The 18,163-nt window shown below is 68.1% G+C and carries 13 protein-coding genes; 7 read left to right on the top strand and 6 right to left on the bottom strand.

The window, feature by feature from the left end; all coding sequences use genetic code 11:
* The first annotated feature begins 1 nt into the window (after position 1).
* From bglB to AC1RRR_RS07280, 3 genes are all read left to right on the top strand, one after another.
* Positions 2–1,111 (top strand): beta-galactosidase BglB, encoded by a 1,110-nt coding sequence (gene bglB / locus AC1RRR_RS07270; RefSeq protein ID WP_492811690.1) that lies wholly within the window; start codon positions 2–4, stop codon positions 1,109–1,111.
* 84 nt (positions 1,112–1,195) lie between these two features.
* Positions 1,196–2,767 carry an MFS transporter gene (locus AC1RRR_RS07275; protein WP_492811691.1) on the top strand — a complete coding sequence of 524 codons (1,572 nt, stop codon included), beginning with the start codon at positions 1,196–1,198 and terminating at the stop codon, positions 2,765–2,767.
* Positions 2,764–3,771, top strand: a complete 1,008-nt coding sequence (locus AC1RRR_RS07280) for a glycoside hydrolase family 43 protein (RefSeq protein WP_492811692.1) — start codon at positions 2,764–2,766, stop codon at positions 3,769–3,771. Before AC1RRR_RS07275 ends, AC1RRR_RS07280 begins: the two co-directional genes overlap by 4 nt.
* Here the strand turns inward: AC1RRR_RS07280 and AC1RRR_RS07285 are convergent.
* Genes AC1RRR_RS07285 through AC1RRR_RS07300 form a run of 4 tightly spaced genes read right to left on the bottom strand, consistent with a single transcriptional unit; the run spans position 3,768 to position 7,159 of the window.
* Positions 3,768–4,373, bottom strand: a complete 606-nt coding sequence (locus AC1RRR_RS07285) for a response regulator transcription factor (RefSeq protein ID WP_492811693.1) — start codon at positions 4,371–4,373, stop codon at positions 3,768–3,770. The genes AC1RRR_RS07280 and AC1RRR_RS07285 overlap by 4 nt on opposite strands.
* Positions 4,370–5,503, bottom strand: a complete 1,134-nt coding sequence (locus AC1RRR_RS07290) for a sensor histidine kinase (RefSeq protein ID WP_492811695.1) — start codon at positions 5,501–5,503, stop codon at positions 4,370–4,372. Before AC1RRR_RS07290 ends, AC1RRR_RS07285 begins: the two co-directional genes overlap by 4 nt.
* Before the next feature lie 2 nt (positions 5,504–5,505).
* Entirely contained in the window at positions 5,506–6,243 is a 738-nt protein-coding gene (locus tag AC1RRR_RS07295; protein ID WP_492811697.1) for an ABC transporter permease, read from the bottom strand.
* Position 6,244: 1 nt separating this feature from the next.
* Positions 6,245–7,159, bottom strand: a complete 915-nt coding sequence (locus tag AC1RRR_RS07300; RefSeq protein ID WP_492811699.1) for an ABC transporter ATP-binding protein — start codon at positions 7,157–7,159, stop codon at positions 6,245–6,247.
* Between the two features lie 213 nt (positions 7,160–7,372).
* On the opposite strand from AC1RRR_RS07300, the gene AC1RRR_RS07305 reads away from it, so the two are divergent.
* The 3 genes from AC1RRR_RS07305 to AC1RRR_RS07315 all read left to right on the top strand — a co-directional run bounded on the left by AC1RRR_RS07305 (position 7,373) and on the right by AC1RRR_RS07315 (position 13,555).
* Positions 7,373–10,162 carry a PAS domain S-box protein gene (locus AC1RRR_RS07305; RefSeq protein WP_492811701.1) on the top strand — a complete coding sequence of 930 codons (2,790 nt, stop codon included), beginning with the start codon at positions 7,373–7,375 and terminating at the stop codon, positions 10,160–10,162.
* 69 nt (positions 10,163–10,231) lie between these two features.
* Positions 10,232–12,529, top strand: coding sequence for an acyl-CoA dehydrogenase (locus AC1RRR_RS07310; RefSeq protein WP_492811703.1), 2,298 nt, complete (start codon positions 10,232–10,234; stop codon positions 12,527–12,529).
* 78 nt (positions 12,530–12,607) lie between these two features.
* Entirely contained in the window at positions 12,608–13,555 is a 948-nt protein-coding gene (locus AC1RRR_RS07315; protein WP_492811704.1) for a UDP-glucuronic acid decarboxylase family protein, read from the top strand.
* On the opposite strand, the gene AC1RRR_RS07320 is transcribed toward AC1RRR_RS07315, so the two are convergent.
* Positions 13,552–14,616: a sterol desaturase family protein gene (locus tag AC1RRR_RS07320; protein WP_492811706.1), complete on the bottom strand. Its 1,065-nt coding sequence runs from the start codon at positions 14,614–14,616 to the stop codon at positions 13,552–13,554. The two genes, AC1RRR_RS07315 and AC1RRR_RS07320, sit on opposite strands and share 4 nt — an antisense overlap.
* A gap of 175 nt (positions 14,617–14,791) precedes the next feature.
* Here AC1RRR_RS07320 and AC1RRR_RS07325 point away from each other — a divergent pair, with 175 nt between their 5' ends.
* On the top strand, positions 14,792–17,017 hold the full coding sequence (locus tag AC1RRR_RS07325; RefSeq protein ID WP_492811707.1) for a TonB-dependent receptor domain-containing protein: 2,226 nt from the start codon (positions 14,792–14,794) through the stop codon (positions 17,015–17,017).
* Between the two features lie 65 nt (positions 17,018–17,082).
* Here the strand turns inward: AC1RRR_RS07325 and AC1RRR_RS07330 are convergent, their stop codons facing one another.
* Entirely contained in the window at positions 17,083–18,120 is a 1,038-nt protein-coding gene (locus tag AC1RRR_RS07330; RefSeq protein WP_492811708.1) for a pectinesterase family protein, read from the bottom strand.
* Between the last annotated feature and the right edge of the window lie 43 nt (positions 18,121–18,163).

The raw sequence follows: 18,163 nt of genomic DNA on the forward strand, positions 1-18,163 counted from the left end.
CGTGCCCAATCTCGCCCATGGCCTGGACGCCAAGGACATCAAGGCCAAGATCGCCTCGCTGATCAGCAACCTTGTCGACATCACCGACGAGACCGGCGAGTTCCTGCTGCGCCTGGACGACGGCCGGGTGATCGACACCAAGGGCTGGAACGACTGGGAATGGACCCACGGCGTCGGCCTCTACGGCCTGTGGAAGCAGTACGAGATGCACGGCGACGAGCGCGCCTTCGACATCATGACCCAGTGGTTCGCCGACCGCTTCGAGGCTGGCACCCCGACCAAGAATATCAACACGGTCTCGCCGTTCCTGACCCTGGCCTATCTGTACGAGGCCACCGGCGATCACACCTACATTCCGTACCTTGAGACCTGGGCCGACTACGTCATGTACGAGGGTCCGCGCACCGAGGAAGGCGGCTTCCAGCATATCGTCTTCAACAGCGAGAACCCGCAGCAGCTGTGGGACGACACGCTCATGATGAGCGTGCTGCCGCTGGCCAAGATCGGCCTGCTGCTCGACCGCCCCGACTTCGTCGAGGAGGCCAAGCGCCAGTTCATGGTCCACATCAAGTACCTGGCCGACCGCAAGACCGGCCTGTGGTTCCACGGCTGGACCTTCGAGGGCCGCCACAACTTCGCCGACGCGCTGTGGGCGCGCGGGAACTGCTGGGTGACGATCGCCATTCCCGAGTTCATCGAGCTCTTGGACCTCAAGCCCGGCGACGGCCTGCGCGCCTTCCTGATCGACGCGCTGGAAGCCCAGATCAAGGCGCTGACGGAGTATCAGGACCAAGAGACCGGCCTCTGGCACACGATCATCAACGACAAGACCTCGTACCTGGAAGCCTCGGCCACGGCCGGCTTCGCCTATGGCGTCCTGAAGGCCGTGCGCAAGCGCTATATCGGCAAGGAATACGAGGCCGTCGCCATCCGCGCCATCAAGGGCGTGCTGGCCAATATCGACGACAAGGGCGAGCTGCAGCAGGTCTCGTTCGGCACCCCGGTGTTCGACACGATCCAGGGCTACAAGGACATCCCGCTGACCTCGATGCCCTACGGCCAGTCGCTGGCCATGCTGGCCCTGGGCGAGTTCCAGCGCGCCTTCATCTAACTCACTCCACATCATCCGGTCCGGCCACAAGGTCGGACCGGTAAGGGGCGCCAAGACCCCACCTCAAAGGGACTAGAGACGACCATGGCCACGCCGGACATCCGCAAACCCACCTGGGTGAACTATTGGGGCTGGGGCTCCGGCGACATGCTGGGGGCCGGCGCGCAGGCCGTGATCACCGGCTGGCTGGCCTATTTCTTCATCACCTTCTGCGGGCTGTCGCCGGTGGAGACGGGCCTGATCCTGGGTCTGCCGCGCCTGTTGGAAGCCATCACCTGCCCGCTGATCGGCTACATCTCCGACAACCTGCGCCACACCTGGGTGGGGCGTAAGATCGGCCGGCGGAAGATCTTCCTGATCATCACCATCCCGCTGCTGCCGGCCTTCGCCCTGATCTTCGTCACGGGCCAGACCTTCACCTACTACCTGGTGACCTTCGTCTTCTTCGAGTTCCTGTACACGATGTTCCTGATCCCGTGGGAAACCCTCGCGGCGGAAATGACCAAGGATTACAAGGAAAAGGCCAAGTTCGCGGGCGCCCGCATGCTGATCGCCCAGAGCTCGGCGATCCTGGCCTCGTACCTGCCGACCCTGATCATCAGCCACTTCGGCGGCAAGGACTCGCCCAACACCTTCCTGATCATGGCCGGCATCTTCGGCGTGCTGTTCAGCATCGTCGTGACCATCGTCGTCCTGCTATCCTGGGAGCGCCCCTACACCGAGGCCGAAAAGCTGATCCAGCCCGAGCCCATGGACTGGTCCAAGGCGGCGCTGATCCCGGTCAACATGTTTCGCGACCTGTTCTCGACCCTGCGCATCAAGGCCTTCCGCCAGCACCTGTCGCTGTATCTGGGCGGCTACATCAGCCAGGACATCTTCAACACCGCCTTCCCGCTGTTCGTGGCCACGGTGATGCTGGGCTCGACCCTGCTGATCTCGCAGCTGATGACGACCATGTACGTCGCCCAGCTGATCTCGGTGATGATCGCCATCCGCGTCATCATCCGCACCGGCCCGACCGCCGCCTACCGCATGGCCATCAGCTTCGTGGGCGCGGCCCTGCTGCTGTTCCTGGCCTTCTACCTGATCAAGCCGGCGGGCTTCGCCGAGGGCGTGGCGGGCCTGGGCGGCAACATCTTCAGCGCCAAGGCGGGTCCAGCCGTACTGTTCTGGCTGTTCGTGCCGATCATCCTGGCGGGCCTGGGCCGCGGCACGCTGAACTTCGTGCCGTGGGGCGTCTACAACTACCTGCCCGACGTCGACGAGGCCGTCACCGGTCAGCGCCGCGAAGGCATCTTCGCCGGGGTCATGACCTTCGTGCGCAAGATCGCCCAGTCCGGCGCCATCCTCGTGACCACCACCCTGATCGGCATGGGTGGCTTCGTCTCGGCCGCCAAGGGCCAACCGATGCCCGTGCAGACGCCCTTGGCCATCCAGGCCCTGGTGCTGGTCATGGTCGGCGGTCCGCTGGTGGTGATGATCGCCGGCATGCTGATCTCGTGGCGCTTCCACCTCAACGCCCGCACCCACGCGGTGCTGGTCCACGAGGTCGAGCGCCTGCGCGCCGGCGCGACCGAGGCCGAGAGCGAAGAGTCCAAGAAGATCGTCGAGGACCTTACGGGCTGGAAGTGGGAGCGCCTCTGGGGCCGCGCGTGAGGGCTCTCGCGCTCGCGCTGCTGATCGCTCTGGCGGTCTCTCCCGTCCGGGCGCAGATGCGCCTGCCGGAGATGCCGCTGCACGATCCCTGGATCGTCGCGGACACGAAAGCGGGCCTCTACCGGCTCTACACCTCGAACGTCCCGGCGGTCAGCGGCACGCCGGGCCTCGGGACCATGATGTATGTCAGCCGCGACCTGAAGGACTGGGACAAGCCCCGGGCCGTGTTCGTCGCGCCGACGAACGCCTGGTTCAAGGGCGGCGCCTGGGCGCCAGAGGTCCATGCCTGGAACGGCCGCTGGGCGCTGCTAACCACCTTCCACGACGAGACCGCCAAGCTGTCGCCGACGGGCGCACGCACGCCCTATCGGCGCGGCACGGTTCTGGCTGTCGCTGATCGTCCTGAGGGCCCTTTCTCCCTGGTCCGCCAAGGCGAGCCGGTCGCGCCGAAGGACCTCATGACCCTAGACGGCACGCTGTACCAGGAAGGCAGCCAGACCTGGTTCGTCTACGCCCACGAATGGCTGCAGGCGACGGACGGGACCATGGAGGCCCTGCCCGTCTCCGCCGATCTCGTCCCTACCGGCCCATCGATCACGCTATTCAAAGCCAGTGACGCGCCGTGGGCCAAGGGACAGACCCAGCCCGAGGGCGACAAGGCCTATGTCACCGATGGCCCGGAGCTGTTTCGCACCCGCACCGGAACCCTGCTGATGCTGTGGTCCAGCTATGACGCCAAGGGCTACGTCCAGTCCCAGGCGCGCTCGAAGAGCGGGACCCTGGCCGGACCGTGGGAGCAGTTGGAGCCTCTGGTCCGCTATGACAGCGGTCACGGCATGCTGTTCCGCCGCTTCGACGGCCAGCTGATGATGATCGTCCATCGGCCGTTCAAGCGGGCGCGCGGCAAGCTCTACGAGATGCGCGACGCCGGCGACCACCTGGAGATCGTCCGCCAGCGCATCGACCTGGACGGCGATCCGGCCGAGCTGATCGGCGCCCCCTAGAGCCAGCCGTTCGAGCGGGCGATCCGGCCGGCCTCGACGCGGTTGGCCGCACCCAGCTTCTGGGCCGCTTCCGACAGGTAGTTGCGGACGGTGCCGGGCGAGAGGTCCAGCACCTCGGCGATGTCCTTGTTCGAACGCCCCTCCTCGGCCAGGCGCAGGATCTCGCGCTCGCGATCGGTCAACGGGTCGGGCGCGGCGTCCCAGATCGATTCCGACAGCTCCGGCGCGATGGCGCGGCCGCCCGAAGCGATGGTGCGCACGGCGGCGGCCAGCACGCTGCTGGGGCCGTCCTTCAGGAGGTAACCCTTCACCCCCGCCTCCATGGCCCGGCGCAGATAGCCGGGCCGGCCGAAGGTGGTGACGATCAGGACCCGGGTGCTGGCGCCATCGGCCTTCAGGCGTGAGGCGACATCAATGCCGGTCAGGTTCGGCATCTCGATGTCGGAGATCAGCACGTCCGGCTTCTCGGACCGCACCAGCTCCAGCGCTTCAACGCCGTCGGCCGCGCGGCCGACCACCTTGATGTCGCCCTCCAGTTCGAGCAGCGCGCTGAGGGCGCCCAGCACCATCTTCTGGTCTTCGGCGATGACGACGCGGATCACTGGGCAGTCTCCACAGGTGCGGTGGCCACCAGGCGCGTCCCGCTCTTGTCCGATACGATGTCGAGGTCGCCGCCGATGGCCGACAGGCGCGTGCGCATGCCCTTCAGGCCCGAGCCCTCGGCCAGGCCCCCGCCCTTTCCGTCATCGACGATGCTGAGCGTCAGGGCCACGGGACTGGGGGCCACCCGGATCTTGCAGACCGTCGCGCCCGAGTGGCGGATGACGTTGGTGATGGCCTCGCGCAGGGCCATGGCCAGCACCGCCTCCTGGCCGGGATAGCCGTCGATCTCGGCGGCCGAGACCTCGGCCTGGATATTGGCGGCGGCCAGCGCGACCTTGGCGCGTTCCAGCTCTGTGGTCAGCGAGGCGCCCTTCATGCCGACCACGGCGGTGCGGACCTCGGCCAGGGCCTCACGGGCGGCGGCGGCGACCGACTGCATCTCGCGCTCGGCGGCGTCGGCGTCGCGGCTGACCAGCTTGGCGGCCAGCTCAGCCTTTACCGCCACCAGGGTCAGGGTGTGGCCCAGCAGGTCGTGCAGGTCGCGGGAGATCCGCTCGCGCTCTGCCGTGGTGGCCAGGGCGCGGACCTCCTCATGGGCCAGGGCCAACTCCTCGTTCTTGCGCTCGATGTCGGCCTGCATCAGGCCCGCGAAGCCCGTGATGCCGCCAAACAGCACGCCCGAGGCCCAGACCGGCCAGTTGTAGTTCATGAAGAACGGACCCAGCGCCAGCAGCACCAGCTCCATGCCGATCATGGTCCGCACCGCCATCCGCCGCGAGCCCATCCGCGAGGCGAACGACATGGCGTAGATGGTGTAGACGCTCCAGCCGGTGTTGAAGCCCGACAGCGACAGGCCGATGGCGTAGAGCGCCAGCACCTGCCACAGCGCCGGTCGGCCCTTGCGCAGCCAGATGAGGTAGAACAGTACCAGGAAAGCCAGCAGGCCCCCGATCGACGCCGCCAGCTCCAACACCCCGGGCCGCCGGAACAGCCACGAGATGAAGTAGAACGGCACGTACGACAGGAAGACCAGACTCCAGCGGCGCCGGTTCGGGCCGTCCGCCAGAGGCGCGCTGCTGATGCGAGTCGAGGTTTCCATCTCGGCGATGTCGCTCGGTCGCTTCGCCACGGTCAAGCCGCCTGCCGCCGCCACGCTGCCCAGGCGCCGACCAGGGCCGCGACGCTGATCACCAGCAGGATCGAGACGTGCTGCTGGACGTCGGCCATCGGCTGCATGCCCGACAGCATCTGCGACAGCTGGCCCAGGTGATAGGACGGCATGACCTTGGCGATGCGGGTGAACCAGTCGGGCATCATGCTCAGCGGCATCCACAGTCCGCCGAACAGCGAGAAGCCCAGGAACAGCAGGTTGGCGATGGCGGTGGCGCCTTGCGAGCCGAAACGCAGGCCGACGTTCAGGCCGATCAAGGCGAACGGGATGGCCGAGGCCAGGCCGAGACCCAGGGTCGCGCCCCAGCGCCACGGCTCCATCTTCACGCCACCGAAATAGGCCAGCACGCCCAGCAACCCGACTGAGGCCGCGACCAGGGCCAGAGCGGCGGCCAGACGGCCGATCAGGTAGCCGCCGGCCGGCAGCGGGGCGATCTGCTTCAGTTCGATCAGCTTGGCCTCGCGCTCGGCGGCCACAGCCGCGCCGAAGCCGAACATGGCCGGGGCGATGGCGGCGAAGATCACATAGTTGGCCAGCATGAAATGGGCGACTTCCTCGCGCCCCTTGCTGAGGCCCAGGCCCATGACTCCGTAGAACAGCAGCGGCAGGGCCACGCTGGGGATCAGGAACTGCGGGGTGCGCCAGGTGGCCAGGACCTGGGCGCGGGCTTCACGGAAATAGACGGACAGGGTGTGCATCTCAGGCGGCCTCGGTTTGGCGTTGGGTTCCGACCAGGCGGGTGACGGCGTCCTCCAGCGAGGCGCCGGCGACGGTCAGGTCATCGACGGTTTCGTCACGCGCCAGCAGCTCACGCAGGGTGGCGGGGGCCGACGTGGTCAGCAGGGTCACGCGGCCGCCGTCGCGGCTGACGCCGGTGACGCGGGCCAGGCCCAAGAGCTCGGCGTCGGACAGGCGCGAGCGGCACCGGATGGCCACGCCCGACACCCGCGACTTGATGGCTTCCGGCGTGCCGTCGGCGATGACCTGGCCGTGGTCGATGACCACGATACGGTCGGCCAGGGCCTCGGCCTCGTCCAGGTGGTGGGTGGTCAGCAGCACCGCGCAGCCGCGGGCGATCTCGGCCCGGACGGCGGTCCACAAGGCGCGGCGAGCGTCGATGTCCATGCCGGTGGTCGGCTCGTCCAGCACCAGGAAGTCCGGCTTCCCGGCGATGGCCAGGGCGAACTGTACGCGGCGTTGCTGGCCGCCCGACAGCGCCCCGCAGCGGCGGCGCTCCAGGCCTTCCAGACCCGCCAGGCGGATGATCTCGTCCAGCGGGCGGGGCTTGCGATAGTAGCCCCGGAACAGGTCGATCTGCTCGCGGACGCTCAAGGTGCGCGGCAAGCCGGCCTCCTGCAGCATGACGCCCATGCGGCCACGGGCCGCCACGTCGCGCGGATCGCCGCCGAACAGGAACGCCTCGCCGGTGTCCGGGCGCAAGCGGCCGGTCAGCAAGGCGACGCTGGTGCTCTTGCCCGCGCCGTTGGGACCCAAAAGGGCCACGCACTGGCCGGGGCGGATGATCAGGTCCAGGCCGTTCAGGGCCAGGGTCGCGCCCCGCCGCTTGATCGCCTTGGAGATCGCCGCGATGGGCGGCGGAAGATTGGGTGACATGGTCAGCTCCCTCGAAGTGAAGCCAACATGCCGTCTCCTCGCCCAGCGCATCAGTGCCGGCCGTCACCGGGCCGACATGACAAACGTCACCTCTTTGCAAATCGCCGTTCGCCGACCTGCGCCAATCCGCCGCGCCCGCCTTTAACGACGATGACGGCGCCCGCCTCGTACGCTCCAGCCACCGTTAGTAGGATCGAGGCGCGTCTTAACCCCATGGACCTTCGCGAAGCCCAGCGCTTGGCCGCTTTGAAGGCCTACAAGGTCCTGGACACCCCAGCGGACGCGGCCATCGATCGCCTGACCGACCTGGCGGGCAACCTGTTCGACACGCCCATTTCGCTGGTCTCGCTGGTCGACGAGGAACGCCAGTGGTTCAAGGCCAAGGTCGGTCTGGACGCCCATTCGACCCCGCGCAGCGACGCCTTCTGCGCCCACGCCATCGCCATGGGTCCCGAGGCGGTCATGGTGGTTGAGGACGCCACCCAGGATCCCCGCTTCGCCAACAATCCGCTGGTCACCGGCGCGCCCGACATCCGCTTCTATGCCGGCGCGACGCTGACGACGAAGGACGGCCACAACCTCGGCACCCTCTGCGTCATCGACGACAAGCCTCGCGCCCGTCCCGCCGAGACCGAGCTGGAACGCCTGAAGCTGCTGGCCCGCATCGTCGTCGACGAGTTCGAGCTGGCCAAGGCCCATCGCGAGACCGCCGAGAAGCAGCGCCTGCTGGAGCTGGCCGAGAACGTGGCCGCCATCGGCCACTGGCGCATCGAGATCGCCACCAATCATCTGTCCTGGTCGGACCAGACTTTCCAGATCTTCGGCCTTAGCCCCGACACCTACACGCCGACCGTGGAAAGCTCCCTGACCCACTACTCCCCGGCTCATCGCTCTGTGCTGGAACAGGGCATCGAGCGGGCCATCGCCCAGAAGGGCGGCTTCGACCTGCGGGTCCAGCTGATCCGGGCCAGCGGCGAGGTCCGTGACGTCATGGCGCGCGGCCTGTGCGAACTGGACGACCACGGCGAGGTGTCGGCGCTGTTCGGCCTTCTGCAGGACGTCACCGACTATTCCAACGCCATGCGCGCGGTCGAGGCGACCGGCGAGCGCTATCGCCTGCTGACCGAGAACGCCAACGACCTGGTCACGCGTATGGGGCTGGACGGCCGGTTCAGCTACGTCTCGCCCGCCGTTCGCGCCATCTCGGGCTATGCGCCGGAAGAAGCCGTCGGCCGCCTGGCCATGGAGTTCATCCACCCCGAGGACCGCGCCCGCGTGGCCGAGATCTTCGACAGCGCCCTCTATGGTCCGCCGGGCTGGAGCATCGAGTACCGCATCCAGCGCAAGGACGGCTCGGTGCGTTGGGTCGAGGCGCGGCCCAGGCTGACCCGCGATCCGATGACCGGCGAGCCCAACGCGGTGACGGACGTGATCCGCGACATCACCGACCGCAAGGCGATCGACGACGCCCTGGCCGACAGCGAGGCCCGCTATCGCCTGATGGCCGACAACGCCAGCGACATGATCTCGCGCCTGGACGCCAAGGGCGTGATCACCTTCATGTCGCCAGCCTGCAAGCCGATGCTGGGCTTCAAGCCCGAGGAGCTGATGGGCCGGCGGGTCATCGACCTGACCCATCCCGACGATGTTCCCGGCGTCCTGGCCTACTACGCCGCCCTGATCGCCGCCGGCCCTGGCGCGGTGGCCGAGCCGCTGCAGTTCCGAGGCCGCAAGCGCGATGGCCAATGGCTGTGGCTGGAAGGCCAGCCGACCCTGTTCTTCAACGACGCCGGCGTGATGACCGGCATTCAGGACGTGATCCGCGACATCAGCACGCGCAAGGCGATGGAAGAGGCCCTGGAGGCCGCCCGCGCCGAGGCCGAGGCCGCGGCCAATGTAAAGGCCGAGTTCCTGTCGAACATGAGCCACGAGCTGCGCACGCCGCTGACGGCCGTGCTGGGCTTCTCGCGCCTGATCGCCGAACAGCCCGAGCTGACCCCGGCCACTCAGCGTTATGTCGAGCGCGTGTCCAGCGCCGGCAAGGCCCTGCTGTCGACCGTCAACGACATCCTCGACTTCTCCAAGCTGGAGGCCGGTCAGGTCGAGATCGTCCGCGCGCCCTGCGCGCCTGCCGGCCTGGTCGCCGAGACCTTGGACCTGTTCACCCTGCAAGCCGGCGAGAAGCGCGTGGCGCTGCGCAGCCAGGGCTTGCCTGCCCTGCCCGCCAGCCTGGACCTGGCCACCGACCGCGTGCGCCAGATCCTGCTGAACCTGGTCGGCAACGCCGTGAAGTTCACCGACCAGGGCGAGGTCGCCGTCGAGGCCTCGTACGCCGAGGGCCGTCTACGGCTGGCCGTGCGTGACACTGGCGCCGGCATTCCCGCTGATCGCCTGAACGCCCTCTTCGTCCGCTTCTCCCAAGTTGACGGCTCATCGACGCGTCGCCACGGCGGCACCGGCCTGGGCCTGGCCATCTGCAAGGGCCTGGTCGAGGCCATGGGCGGCGAGATCGGCGTCGAGAGCACGATCGGCGAAGGCTCGTGCTTCTGGTTCGACCTGCCCGCCACCATGATCGGCGCGCCCGTGGCGGCGAGCCTGCCGGAGCGGACCACCGACTGCGCCCCGGGCTGCCGCGTGCTGGTGGTCGACGACAATCCGGTCAATCGCGACCTGGTGTCGGTGGTGCTGCGCGGCCTGTCGGTCGACCTGACCGAAGCTGGCAACGGCGCCGAGGCCCTGGCCATCGCTCAGACCCGCGCCTTCGACCTGATCCTGATGGACCAGCGCATGCCGATCATGGACGGCGAGACCGCCGCGCGTCACATCCGTGACGGCGACGGCCCGAACCGCACGACGCCGATGATCGCCTTCTCGGCCGACGGCACGGCGCGCATCGACGAGCGGCTGTTCGACGGCCTGCTGGGCAAGCCCCTGGACCCGGCCGCCCTGCTGCGCGGCGTCGCCTCGGTGATGATCGGTCGCGGCATCTCGGCGGCCGCCTAGAACACCGTTATTGTCGGAGCCCTGACGCTCCACCAGCGTTCTCACCTCGCGTAACAACGAGGTGGCGTCATGAGCAGCTCTTCCTTCCGCCGGGACACGATCACCCGGCCGATCTTCCAATGGGCCAAGGGCGTGCTGCCCGCCCTGTCGGAAACCGAGCGCGACGCCATTGAGGCCGGCGACACCTGGTGGGACGCGGCGCTGTTCACCGGCGATCCGGACTGGAACGAACTGCTCGCCTTCCCCAAGCCTGAGCTGAGCCCTGACGAGAAGGCCTTCATGGAAGGTCCGGTCGAGACCCTGTGCGCCATGCTGGACGACTGGCGCATGACCTGGGAGACGCGCGACCTGCCGCCCGAAGCCTGGGACTTCCTCAAGCGCGAGAAGTTCTTCGGCATGATCATTCCCAAGGAGCACGGGGGCCTGGGCTTCTCGCACCTGGGCCACGCCGAGATCGTCCGCAAGATCGCCACCCGCTCGACCTCGGCGGCGGTGACGGCGATGGTTCCCAACTCCCTGGGCCCGGGCGAGCTGATCCTGCGCTTCGGGACGCAAGAGCAGCAGGAATACTGGCTGTCGCGCCTGGCCGACGGCCGCGAGATCCCCGCCTTCGGCCTGACCAGCCCCGAGGCCGGCTCGGACGCCGGCGCCATGACCGACGAGGGCGTGGTCTGTCGCGGGCTGTGGAAGGGCGACACCGTCCTGGGCGTTCGGCTGAACTGGCACAAGCGCTACATCACGCTCGGTCCCGTCTGCACGGTGCTGGGCCTGGCCTTCAAGCTGCGCGATCCCGACCGCCTGCTGGGCGGCGAGGAAGACATCGGCATCACCTGCGCCCTGGTCCCCACCGACACCCCCGGGGTCAGCATCGGCCGCCGCCACCTGCCGGCCTTCCAGACCTTCCAGAACGGGCCCAACTGGGGTGAGGACGTCTTCATCCCGCTGGACCTGATCATCGGCGGCGCCGAGCGCGCGGGTCAGGGCTGGAAGATGCTGATGACCGCCCTGGCGGCCGGACGCGGCATCTCGCTGCCGGCGATGTCCGGCGCGGCGGCGGCCTACAGCGCCCTGACCACCGGCGCCTACGCCCGCGTGCGCCAGCAGTTCGGCATCGCCATCGGCAAGTTCGAGGGCGTGCAGGAGCGCCTGGCCCGCATCGCCGGCAACGCCTATCTGGTCGACGGCGCGCGGCGGCTGACCTGCGCCGGGCTCGATATGGGCAAGCATCCCTCGGTGATCTCGGCCCTGCTGAAGTCCGGCGCGACCGAGCGGATGCGGGTGGTGGTCAACGACGCCATGGACGTCCACGGCGGCAAGGCGATCATGGAAGGCCCGCGCAACTACATGGGCAGCCAGTACCGCGCCGTGCCGGTCGGCATCACGGTCGAGGGCGCCAACATCCTGACCCGCAGCCTGATGGTCTTCGGCCAGGGCGCGATCCGGGCCCACCCGTACATGCTGCGCGAGATCCTGGCCTTGGGCGAGACCGACGAGGCCAAGGGCCTGGCGGCGTTCGACGAGGTCTTCTGGCGGCACGTCGCCCACGCCATCCGCAACGGCATCAAGGCCACGGCCCGCGCCTGGACCGACGGCGCCCTGGCGCCCGCCCCGGACGCTGGCCGCGCCAGCCGCTTCTATCGTCAGTTGGGCCGCTACAGCGCCGCCTTCGCCCTGACCTCCGACATCGCCCTGCTGACCCTGGGCGGCGAGCTGAAGCGCAAGGAGATGCTGTCGGCACGCCTGGGCGACATCTTGTCGGAGATGTACTTCCTGTCGGGCGCCCTGAAGCGCTGGGAGGACGAGGGCCGGCAGGACGACGACTTCCCGCTGTTGCAGTGGAGCGTCGACACCGCCTTCGCGACGATCGAGCAACGCTTCGACGAGATCTTCGCCAACCTGCCCAACCGCATGGCGGCCTGGTTATTGCGAGCGGCGGTGCTGCCGTTCGGGGCGCGTCGCCGGGGGCCGTCGGATCGCGTCACCCGCGCCTGCGCCGACCTGATCCTGCACCCCTCGCCCACCCGCGACCGCCTGGTCGAGGGTGTCTATGTCGGCGGCGAGGACGAGGCGATCGGCCAGCTGATCGACGCCTTCGAGCGGGTGGTGGCCACCCAGCCGATCCATGACCGCCTGAAGGACCAGGGCGTGCGCGCCTGGAAGGACGGCCTGGACAAGGGCCTGCTGACGCCGGACGAGACCGCCGCCCTGGCCGCCGCCGACCTGGCGGTGTCCAAGGTCATCGCCGTGGACGACTTCGCGCCCGAAGAACTCGCAGGCCCGTCGGTCGAACCACCGTCCGTGGCTCCGCCCAAGCGCCGGCGCGCCGCCGTCATCGCCGAGCCGACAATCGGTCGCGCCCCCGCCTAGAAACACGACCTTGGAGCCGGGCTCGGCGTCGCTGTACAAACACAGTTCGACGCTGAGTCCCGAAAGGTCTGTTCGCCCATGCATACGCAGAGAATTCTCGTCACGGGCGGCGCCGGTTTCGTGGGCTCGCATCTTTGCGACCGGCTGCTGGAGACCGGCGCGGAAGTGCTGTGCGTCGACAACTATTACACCGGCTCGCGCCTGAACGTGGCGCAGAACCTGTCCAATCCGCGCTTCGAGCTGCTGCGTCACGACGTGACCATGCCGCTGTATGTCGAAGTGGACCAGATCTACAACCTGGCCTGCCCGGCCAGCCCGGTGCACTACCAGTTCGACCCGGTGCAGACGACCAAGACCAGCGTCCACGGCGCCATCAACATGCTGGGCCTGGCCAAGCGGGTGAAAGCCAAGATCCTGCAGGCCTCGACGTCGGAAGTGTACGGCGACCCGAGCATCCACCCGCAGGTCGAGACCTACTGGGGCAACGTCAATCCGATCGGCATCCGCTCGTGCTACGACGAGGGCAAGCGCTGCGCCGAGACCCTGTTCTTCGACTACTGGCGCCAGCACAAGCTGCGCATCAAGGTGGCGCGGATCTTCAACACCTACGGCCCGCGCATGCACCCGAACGACGGGCGCGTGGTGTCGAACTTCATCGTCCAGGCGCTGAAAGGCGAGGACATCACCCTGTACGGCGACGGCAACCAGACGCGCTCGTTCTGCTATGTCGACGACTTGGTCGACGGCCTGATGCGCCTGATGAACACCGGCGACGACGTGACCGGCCCGATCAATCTGGGCAATCCGGTCGAGTTCACGATGAAGCAGCTGGCCGACCTGGTGCTGGAGCTGACCGGCAGCAAGTCAGGCCTGGTCCACCGCCCCCTGCCTTCGGACGATCCGCGCCAGCGTCAGCCCGACATCACCCTGGCCAAGCAGCACCTGGACTGGACGCCGACGGCGCCGCTCAAGGTCGGTCTGATGCGGACGATCGAGTATTTCGACGGGCTGCTGAAAGCCGCCTAGCGCTTCTTGAAGAGGTCCGACTCCGGACCGTCGCTCTTGCCGCCAAACCACCCCATCCAGAAGTGGGCGTAGTCGCGCAGCATGTCGCGTGGGATAAAGAAGCCGTGCTGGTAGGGCGTGTCGACGCCGATCACCAGCTTCGGGTCGGGCTTCTCCTCGTACCAGGTGCCGAACAGGCGGTCCCAGATAGGCATGATGCCGAAGTGGCCGGTCGGATGGGTCATGTCCAGCTTGTGGTGGGCTCGGTGGTGGTTCGGCGACTGGATCAGCCAGCGGCCCACCCAGCCCCAGTTCGCGTCGATCTTGCCGTGGATGATCAGGCCGATGCCCACGACCAGCACGTTGACATAGATCATCACCTCGGCCGGCGCGCCCAGCACGGCCAGCGGCAGGTTGACCAGGAAGATGGCCGTGAAGGTCGCCGGGTGCTGGCGCACCGAGGTCACCACGCCGAAGTCCTCGGCCGAGTGGTGATAGCGGTGCAACGGCCAGAAGAACTTGGTGTGGTCCGTCCGGTGGGTCCAGTAGTCGAAGAAGGTGTAGACCGCGAAATACAGCGGCAGCTGCAGCGCGAACGGCAGCGGCGGCGGGCCCAGGTTCACGCCCGTCGAGGCGGCGATGGCGTCGTGGATCCACGCGCCCGAGATCATCGAGACGCCCAGCATCAGCACGCGGCCGACGAGGTCCAGCACATGGCCCTGGCCCAGGATGAAGACGGCCAGGTCGGTGTTCAGGGACGGCGTGCGGGCGAACAAGAGCTGATGCAGCGAGCTCTCGCGCCAGCCGACCACGGCGGCCTCGACGCCCAGCGCCGTCGGCAGCAGCAGGAACACCAGGAAGATGTTGTTCAGGTGGGCGTGGGCCGAGTCCGTATGCAGGGTCTTGCCCAGGATAGTCAGGGTCAGCTCGGCCGGGATCAGCTGCAGCGACAGCCACCAGGCGGCGCCCGCCGCGGCGGCGTACAGCACGAAGCCGGCGATCAGGGCCGCGCGGCCCAGGCCATTCGACGGCGTCGGCTCGACGCCGATCTCGGCGGCAGGATGTAGCGCTGCGGGTTTCAAGACGTCCGCTCCCCAGGAAATCCAAGGCATTCATGCGCCAGGCGCCGTTAAAACTTGGTGTGGCGGAGCAACTGGAGGTCGCGACATGACAAACGTCACCCCGAAGGCGTGACCCCAGACACTGCAACGCTTCGAGTCGATCGGTCAGTGTCCTCGCCAACAGAGGAGACTTTCCATGACCTTCCCGACCCGCCGCGCCGCTCTGCTGGCCGCCACGGGCCTGGCCGCGCTCAGCACCGCCGCCGCCGCCCAGACCCCGACGACGACGCCTGCTCCGGCCAAGAAGGAGCAATCGACCCAGGTGCAGGGCGTGACCATCACCGCGCCCGGCTCGCAGGACATGAAGACCTCGATCGACCGCCGCAGCTACAGCCTGGGCAAGGACATTCAGGCCACTACCGGCTCGGTCGCCGACGTGCTGCGCAACGTCCCCTCGGTGCAGGTCGACGTGCAGGGCAATGTCAGCCTGCGCGGCGACGCCAATGTCACCATCATGATCGACGGCAAGCCGTCGGGCATGTTCCGGGGCGAGAACCGCGGCCAGATCCTGCAGCAGATTCCCGCCAGCCAGTTCGAGCGGGTCGAGGTGATGACCAACCCGTCGGCCGCCTTCAGTCCCGAGGGCACCGCCGGCATCATCAACCTGATCACCAAGCAGCAGCGCGGCGTCGGCACGACCGGCTCGGTCCGCGCCAATCTCGGCACCGGCGGCCGCAAGAACGCCAGCATCACCCTGGCCCGCAACACCAAGAACCTGACCCTGTCGGCCGACGCCGGCTGGCGCCGCGACAAGGCCAAGGGCGAGATCGTCGACGATCGCGAACGCTTCGACGCCCTCAGCGGCAAGTACGCGACCAGCCACCAGCAGATCAATTTCGCCAGCCGGGGCAATGCCTACAACGCCCGCGCCGGCGTCGACTATGACTTGGACAAGAAGACCCGCCTCAGCGCCGAGGCCCGCTACAACGACGTGACCTACGACACCGACGCCGGCTCGTTCTACGACGGCAAGGACGTCAATGGCGCGCCCAATGCTCGCTTCCAGCGCCGCGCCGACGGCCAGATGAAGCGCTCGGTGGCCGGCCTGTCAGGCGACCTGCGCCGCAAGCTGTCCCACCAGGACGAGGAGTTCACGCTGAACGCCAGCCTGGAGCGCACCCGCGACGCCCAGATCACCCTGGCCGACGCCTTCAACCAGCTGCCGGTGGTCTCGAACTATGTCGAGCGGGTCCGCGTCGGCGACGAGCTGGTCCAGGGCCGCGTGAAGGCCGACTACAAGCGCACCCTGGCCGGCGGCGCCAAGCTGAACGTCGGCTACGAGCTGCAGGTCGACGACAACGACTACGACAACTACGGCGCCCGAGGCCCGAACGCCGGCGCGCTCGTCGTCGATCCGGCCCTGACCAACCAGTTCCAGTACGACCAGGTCATCAACGCCGGCTACGTCACCTACAGCCGCGTGTTCGGCGACTTCACGGTGATGCCGGGCCTGCGGGTCGAGGAGGTAAAGATCGACACCAACCAGGTCACCTCGAACCTCAAGGACGGCTACGACTACCTGCGCGCCTACCCCTCGCTGCACATGCAGTACAAGGTCGACGACATGCGGCAGGTCAACGCCAGCTACAGCCGCCGCATCCAGCGCCCGTCGGCCACGGACCTCAATCCCTACCGGATCTACCAGGACCCCTACAGCTACCGTCAGGGCGACCCGCGCCTGAAGCCGCAGACCACGGACTCTTTCGAGGTCGCCTACCAGCGGCGCAAGGGCTTCAACTATTACCTGGGCACCCTGTACTGGCGCGAGGCCCGCGACGGCGTCACCGACGTGGTCCGCGACCTGGGCGGCGGCGTGCTGCTGACCACCAAGGCCAACCTGGCCAAGAGCCGCAGCGGCGGGCTGGAGCTGGTCGCCAACGCCCGGATCTCGCCCAAGCTCAGCTACACGATCAGCGGCAACGCGGCCTGGAACGAGATCGGCGCGACCGATCTAGGCTTCGCCGACAAGCGTTCGGCCTGGGCGGTCTCGGGCTATGCGGCGCTAAACGTGCAGGCCACGCCCAAGGACTTCATCCAGATCAGCGGCTTCGCCATCGGCAAGCGCCTGACGCCACAGGGCTATCGCGAGCCGACGGGGATGGTGAACCTGGGCTATCGCCACAAGTTCAACGACCGCCTGTCGGGTGTGGTCACCGTGCAGGACGCCCTGAACACCTTCGGCGACAAGCTGGTGATCAACACCGCCGCCCTGAAGGACCGCCGGACCATGGACCTGGACCTGCGGGCTGTGTTCATCGGCATCACCTACGGCTTCGGCGGCAAAGGCGTTCCCAATCCTCGCCGCGCCCGCGAGCCGGCCTTCGACTTCGGCGCGCCGGGCGGTGGCGTCAGCCCGATGTAGCGACCGCTACGGTCTCCAGCCCTTCAGCAGGTTGGAGACCGTGTAGGCCTTGGCCTCTCCCGCCGTCAGTTGACGACGCCGCTTGGACGGCTTGCCGGCTCGGGCCCCTTGCTGGCGTATTCGAACAGGCGGGCGTCCTCGGGCTGGTACATGGCCCGGCGTCCGCCTTTCAGATTGTAGTGCATCGGGTACCAGGCCTCGGGGACGATGTGCTCGTCCATCCAGCACCGGATGAAGGCGGTGTGGCCCACCGCGTCCGGATTGCCGTAGCGGCCGTCCGGGAAGGTCATGGTGTGCCGCCAGGGCCGCCCCAGGGCCATCGTATGCCTGGGCATGTCGGCGTCGCGCGTCAGGCGGCAGTCCAGGAACACCAGGCCATAGGGCTGGCGCCGGTCGGTGTCGGGCGCGGCGATGAAGCCGTGGAAGTCCTTGCCTGGCCGCGTGCGCGAACGGATCTCGCAGCGGTCGAACACCGCCACGCCCCGGCCGTAGATGAAGTCGACGCAGCCGCTGATAAAGCAGTTGCGGAACAGGCTGCGGCCGGCGTCGGTGAACAGGGTGTCCTGCCAGCCGGTCAGCGCCACGTCCTCGAAATAGGCGCGGTCGCTGCCCTCGCCCAGCTTCAGCGCCGTGGCCTGGGCCCCGCTGGCGCCGGTGCGGTCGTAGTCGACCTCGGCCGGCATGTTGTGCGGATAGTCGAAGTCGTTGGCGATCGTCAGGCGCTCGGCGCGGAAGCCGGGCGCCAGGACGACCATGGTCGCGATCTCGGGCGGACCGCCCGGACGGTTGCGACCGCCGGCATATTCGTTGAACACGATGACGCTGGCCGCCCTGCCCTCACCCACCAGATGGACGTTGGGCTTGCGGACGGTGACCTGCTCGCGCCAGGTCCCCTTCGGAACCAGGATGCGGAACGGCTGGTCGCCGGAAGCCGGCGCGGCGTCCAGCGCCTCGCCAAGGGTGGCGAAGTTCTTGGCGGCGCGGGGATCGGGCTTGGCCGAGAGGATGGCGTCGTAGCGTGCGGGTTTAGCCCAGGCCGGCGCAGCGGCTAGGCCCGCGAGGCCTGCCAGCACGACCGACCGGCGGTCAGGGAATCTGGACATCGGGAGCCTGTAAGCAGAAGCGGCGCGGCTCTTAAAGAACCGC

The organism is Caulobacter sp. GW821-FHT12D05 (genome assembly GCF_058807295.1).

Excerpts from the sequence above, each read along its gene's own strand:
- AC1RRR_RS07275 (WP_492811691.1), top strand. The coding sequence starts at position 1,196 with ATGGCCACGCCGGACATCCGCAAACCCACCTGGGTGAACTATTGGGGC.
- AC1RRR_RS07295 (WP_492811697.1), bottom strand. The coding sequence starts at position 6,243 with ATGCACACCCTGTCCGTCTATTTCCGTGAAGCCCGCGCCCAGGTCCTG.
- AC1RRR_RS07300 (WP_492811699.1), bottom strand. The coding sequence starts at position 7,159 with ATGTCACCCAATCTTCCGCCGCCCATCGCGGCGATCTCCAAGGCGATC.
- AC1RRR_RS07305 (WP_492811701.1), top strand. The coding sequence starts at position 7,373 with ATGGACCTTCGCGAAGCCCAGCGCTTGGCCGCTTTGAAGGCCTACAAG.
- AC1RRR_RS07310 (WP_492811703.1), top strand. The coding sequence starts at position 10,232 with ATGAGCAGCTCTTCCTTCCGCCGGGACACGATCACCCGGCCGATCTTC.
- AC1RRR_RS07315 (WP_492811704.1), top strand. The coding sequence starts at position 12,608 with ATGCATACGCAGAGAATTCTCGTCACGGGCGGCGCCGGTTTCGTGGGC.
- AC1RRR_RS07325 (WP_492811707.1), top strand. The coding sequence starts at position 14,792 with ATGACCTTCCCGACCCGCCGCGCCGCTCTGCTGGCCGCCACGGGCCTG.
- AC1RRR_RS07330 (WP_492811708.1), bottom strand. The coding sequence starts at position 18,120 with ATGTCCAGATTCCCTGACCGCCGGTCGGTCGTGCTGGCAGGCCTCGCG.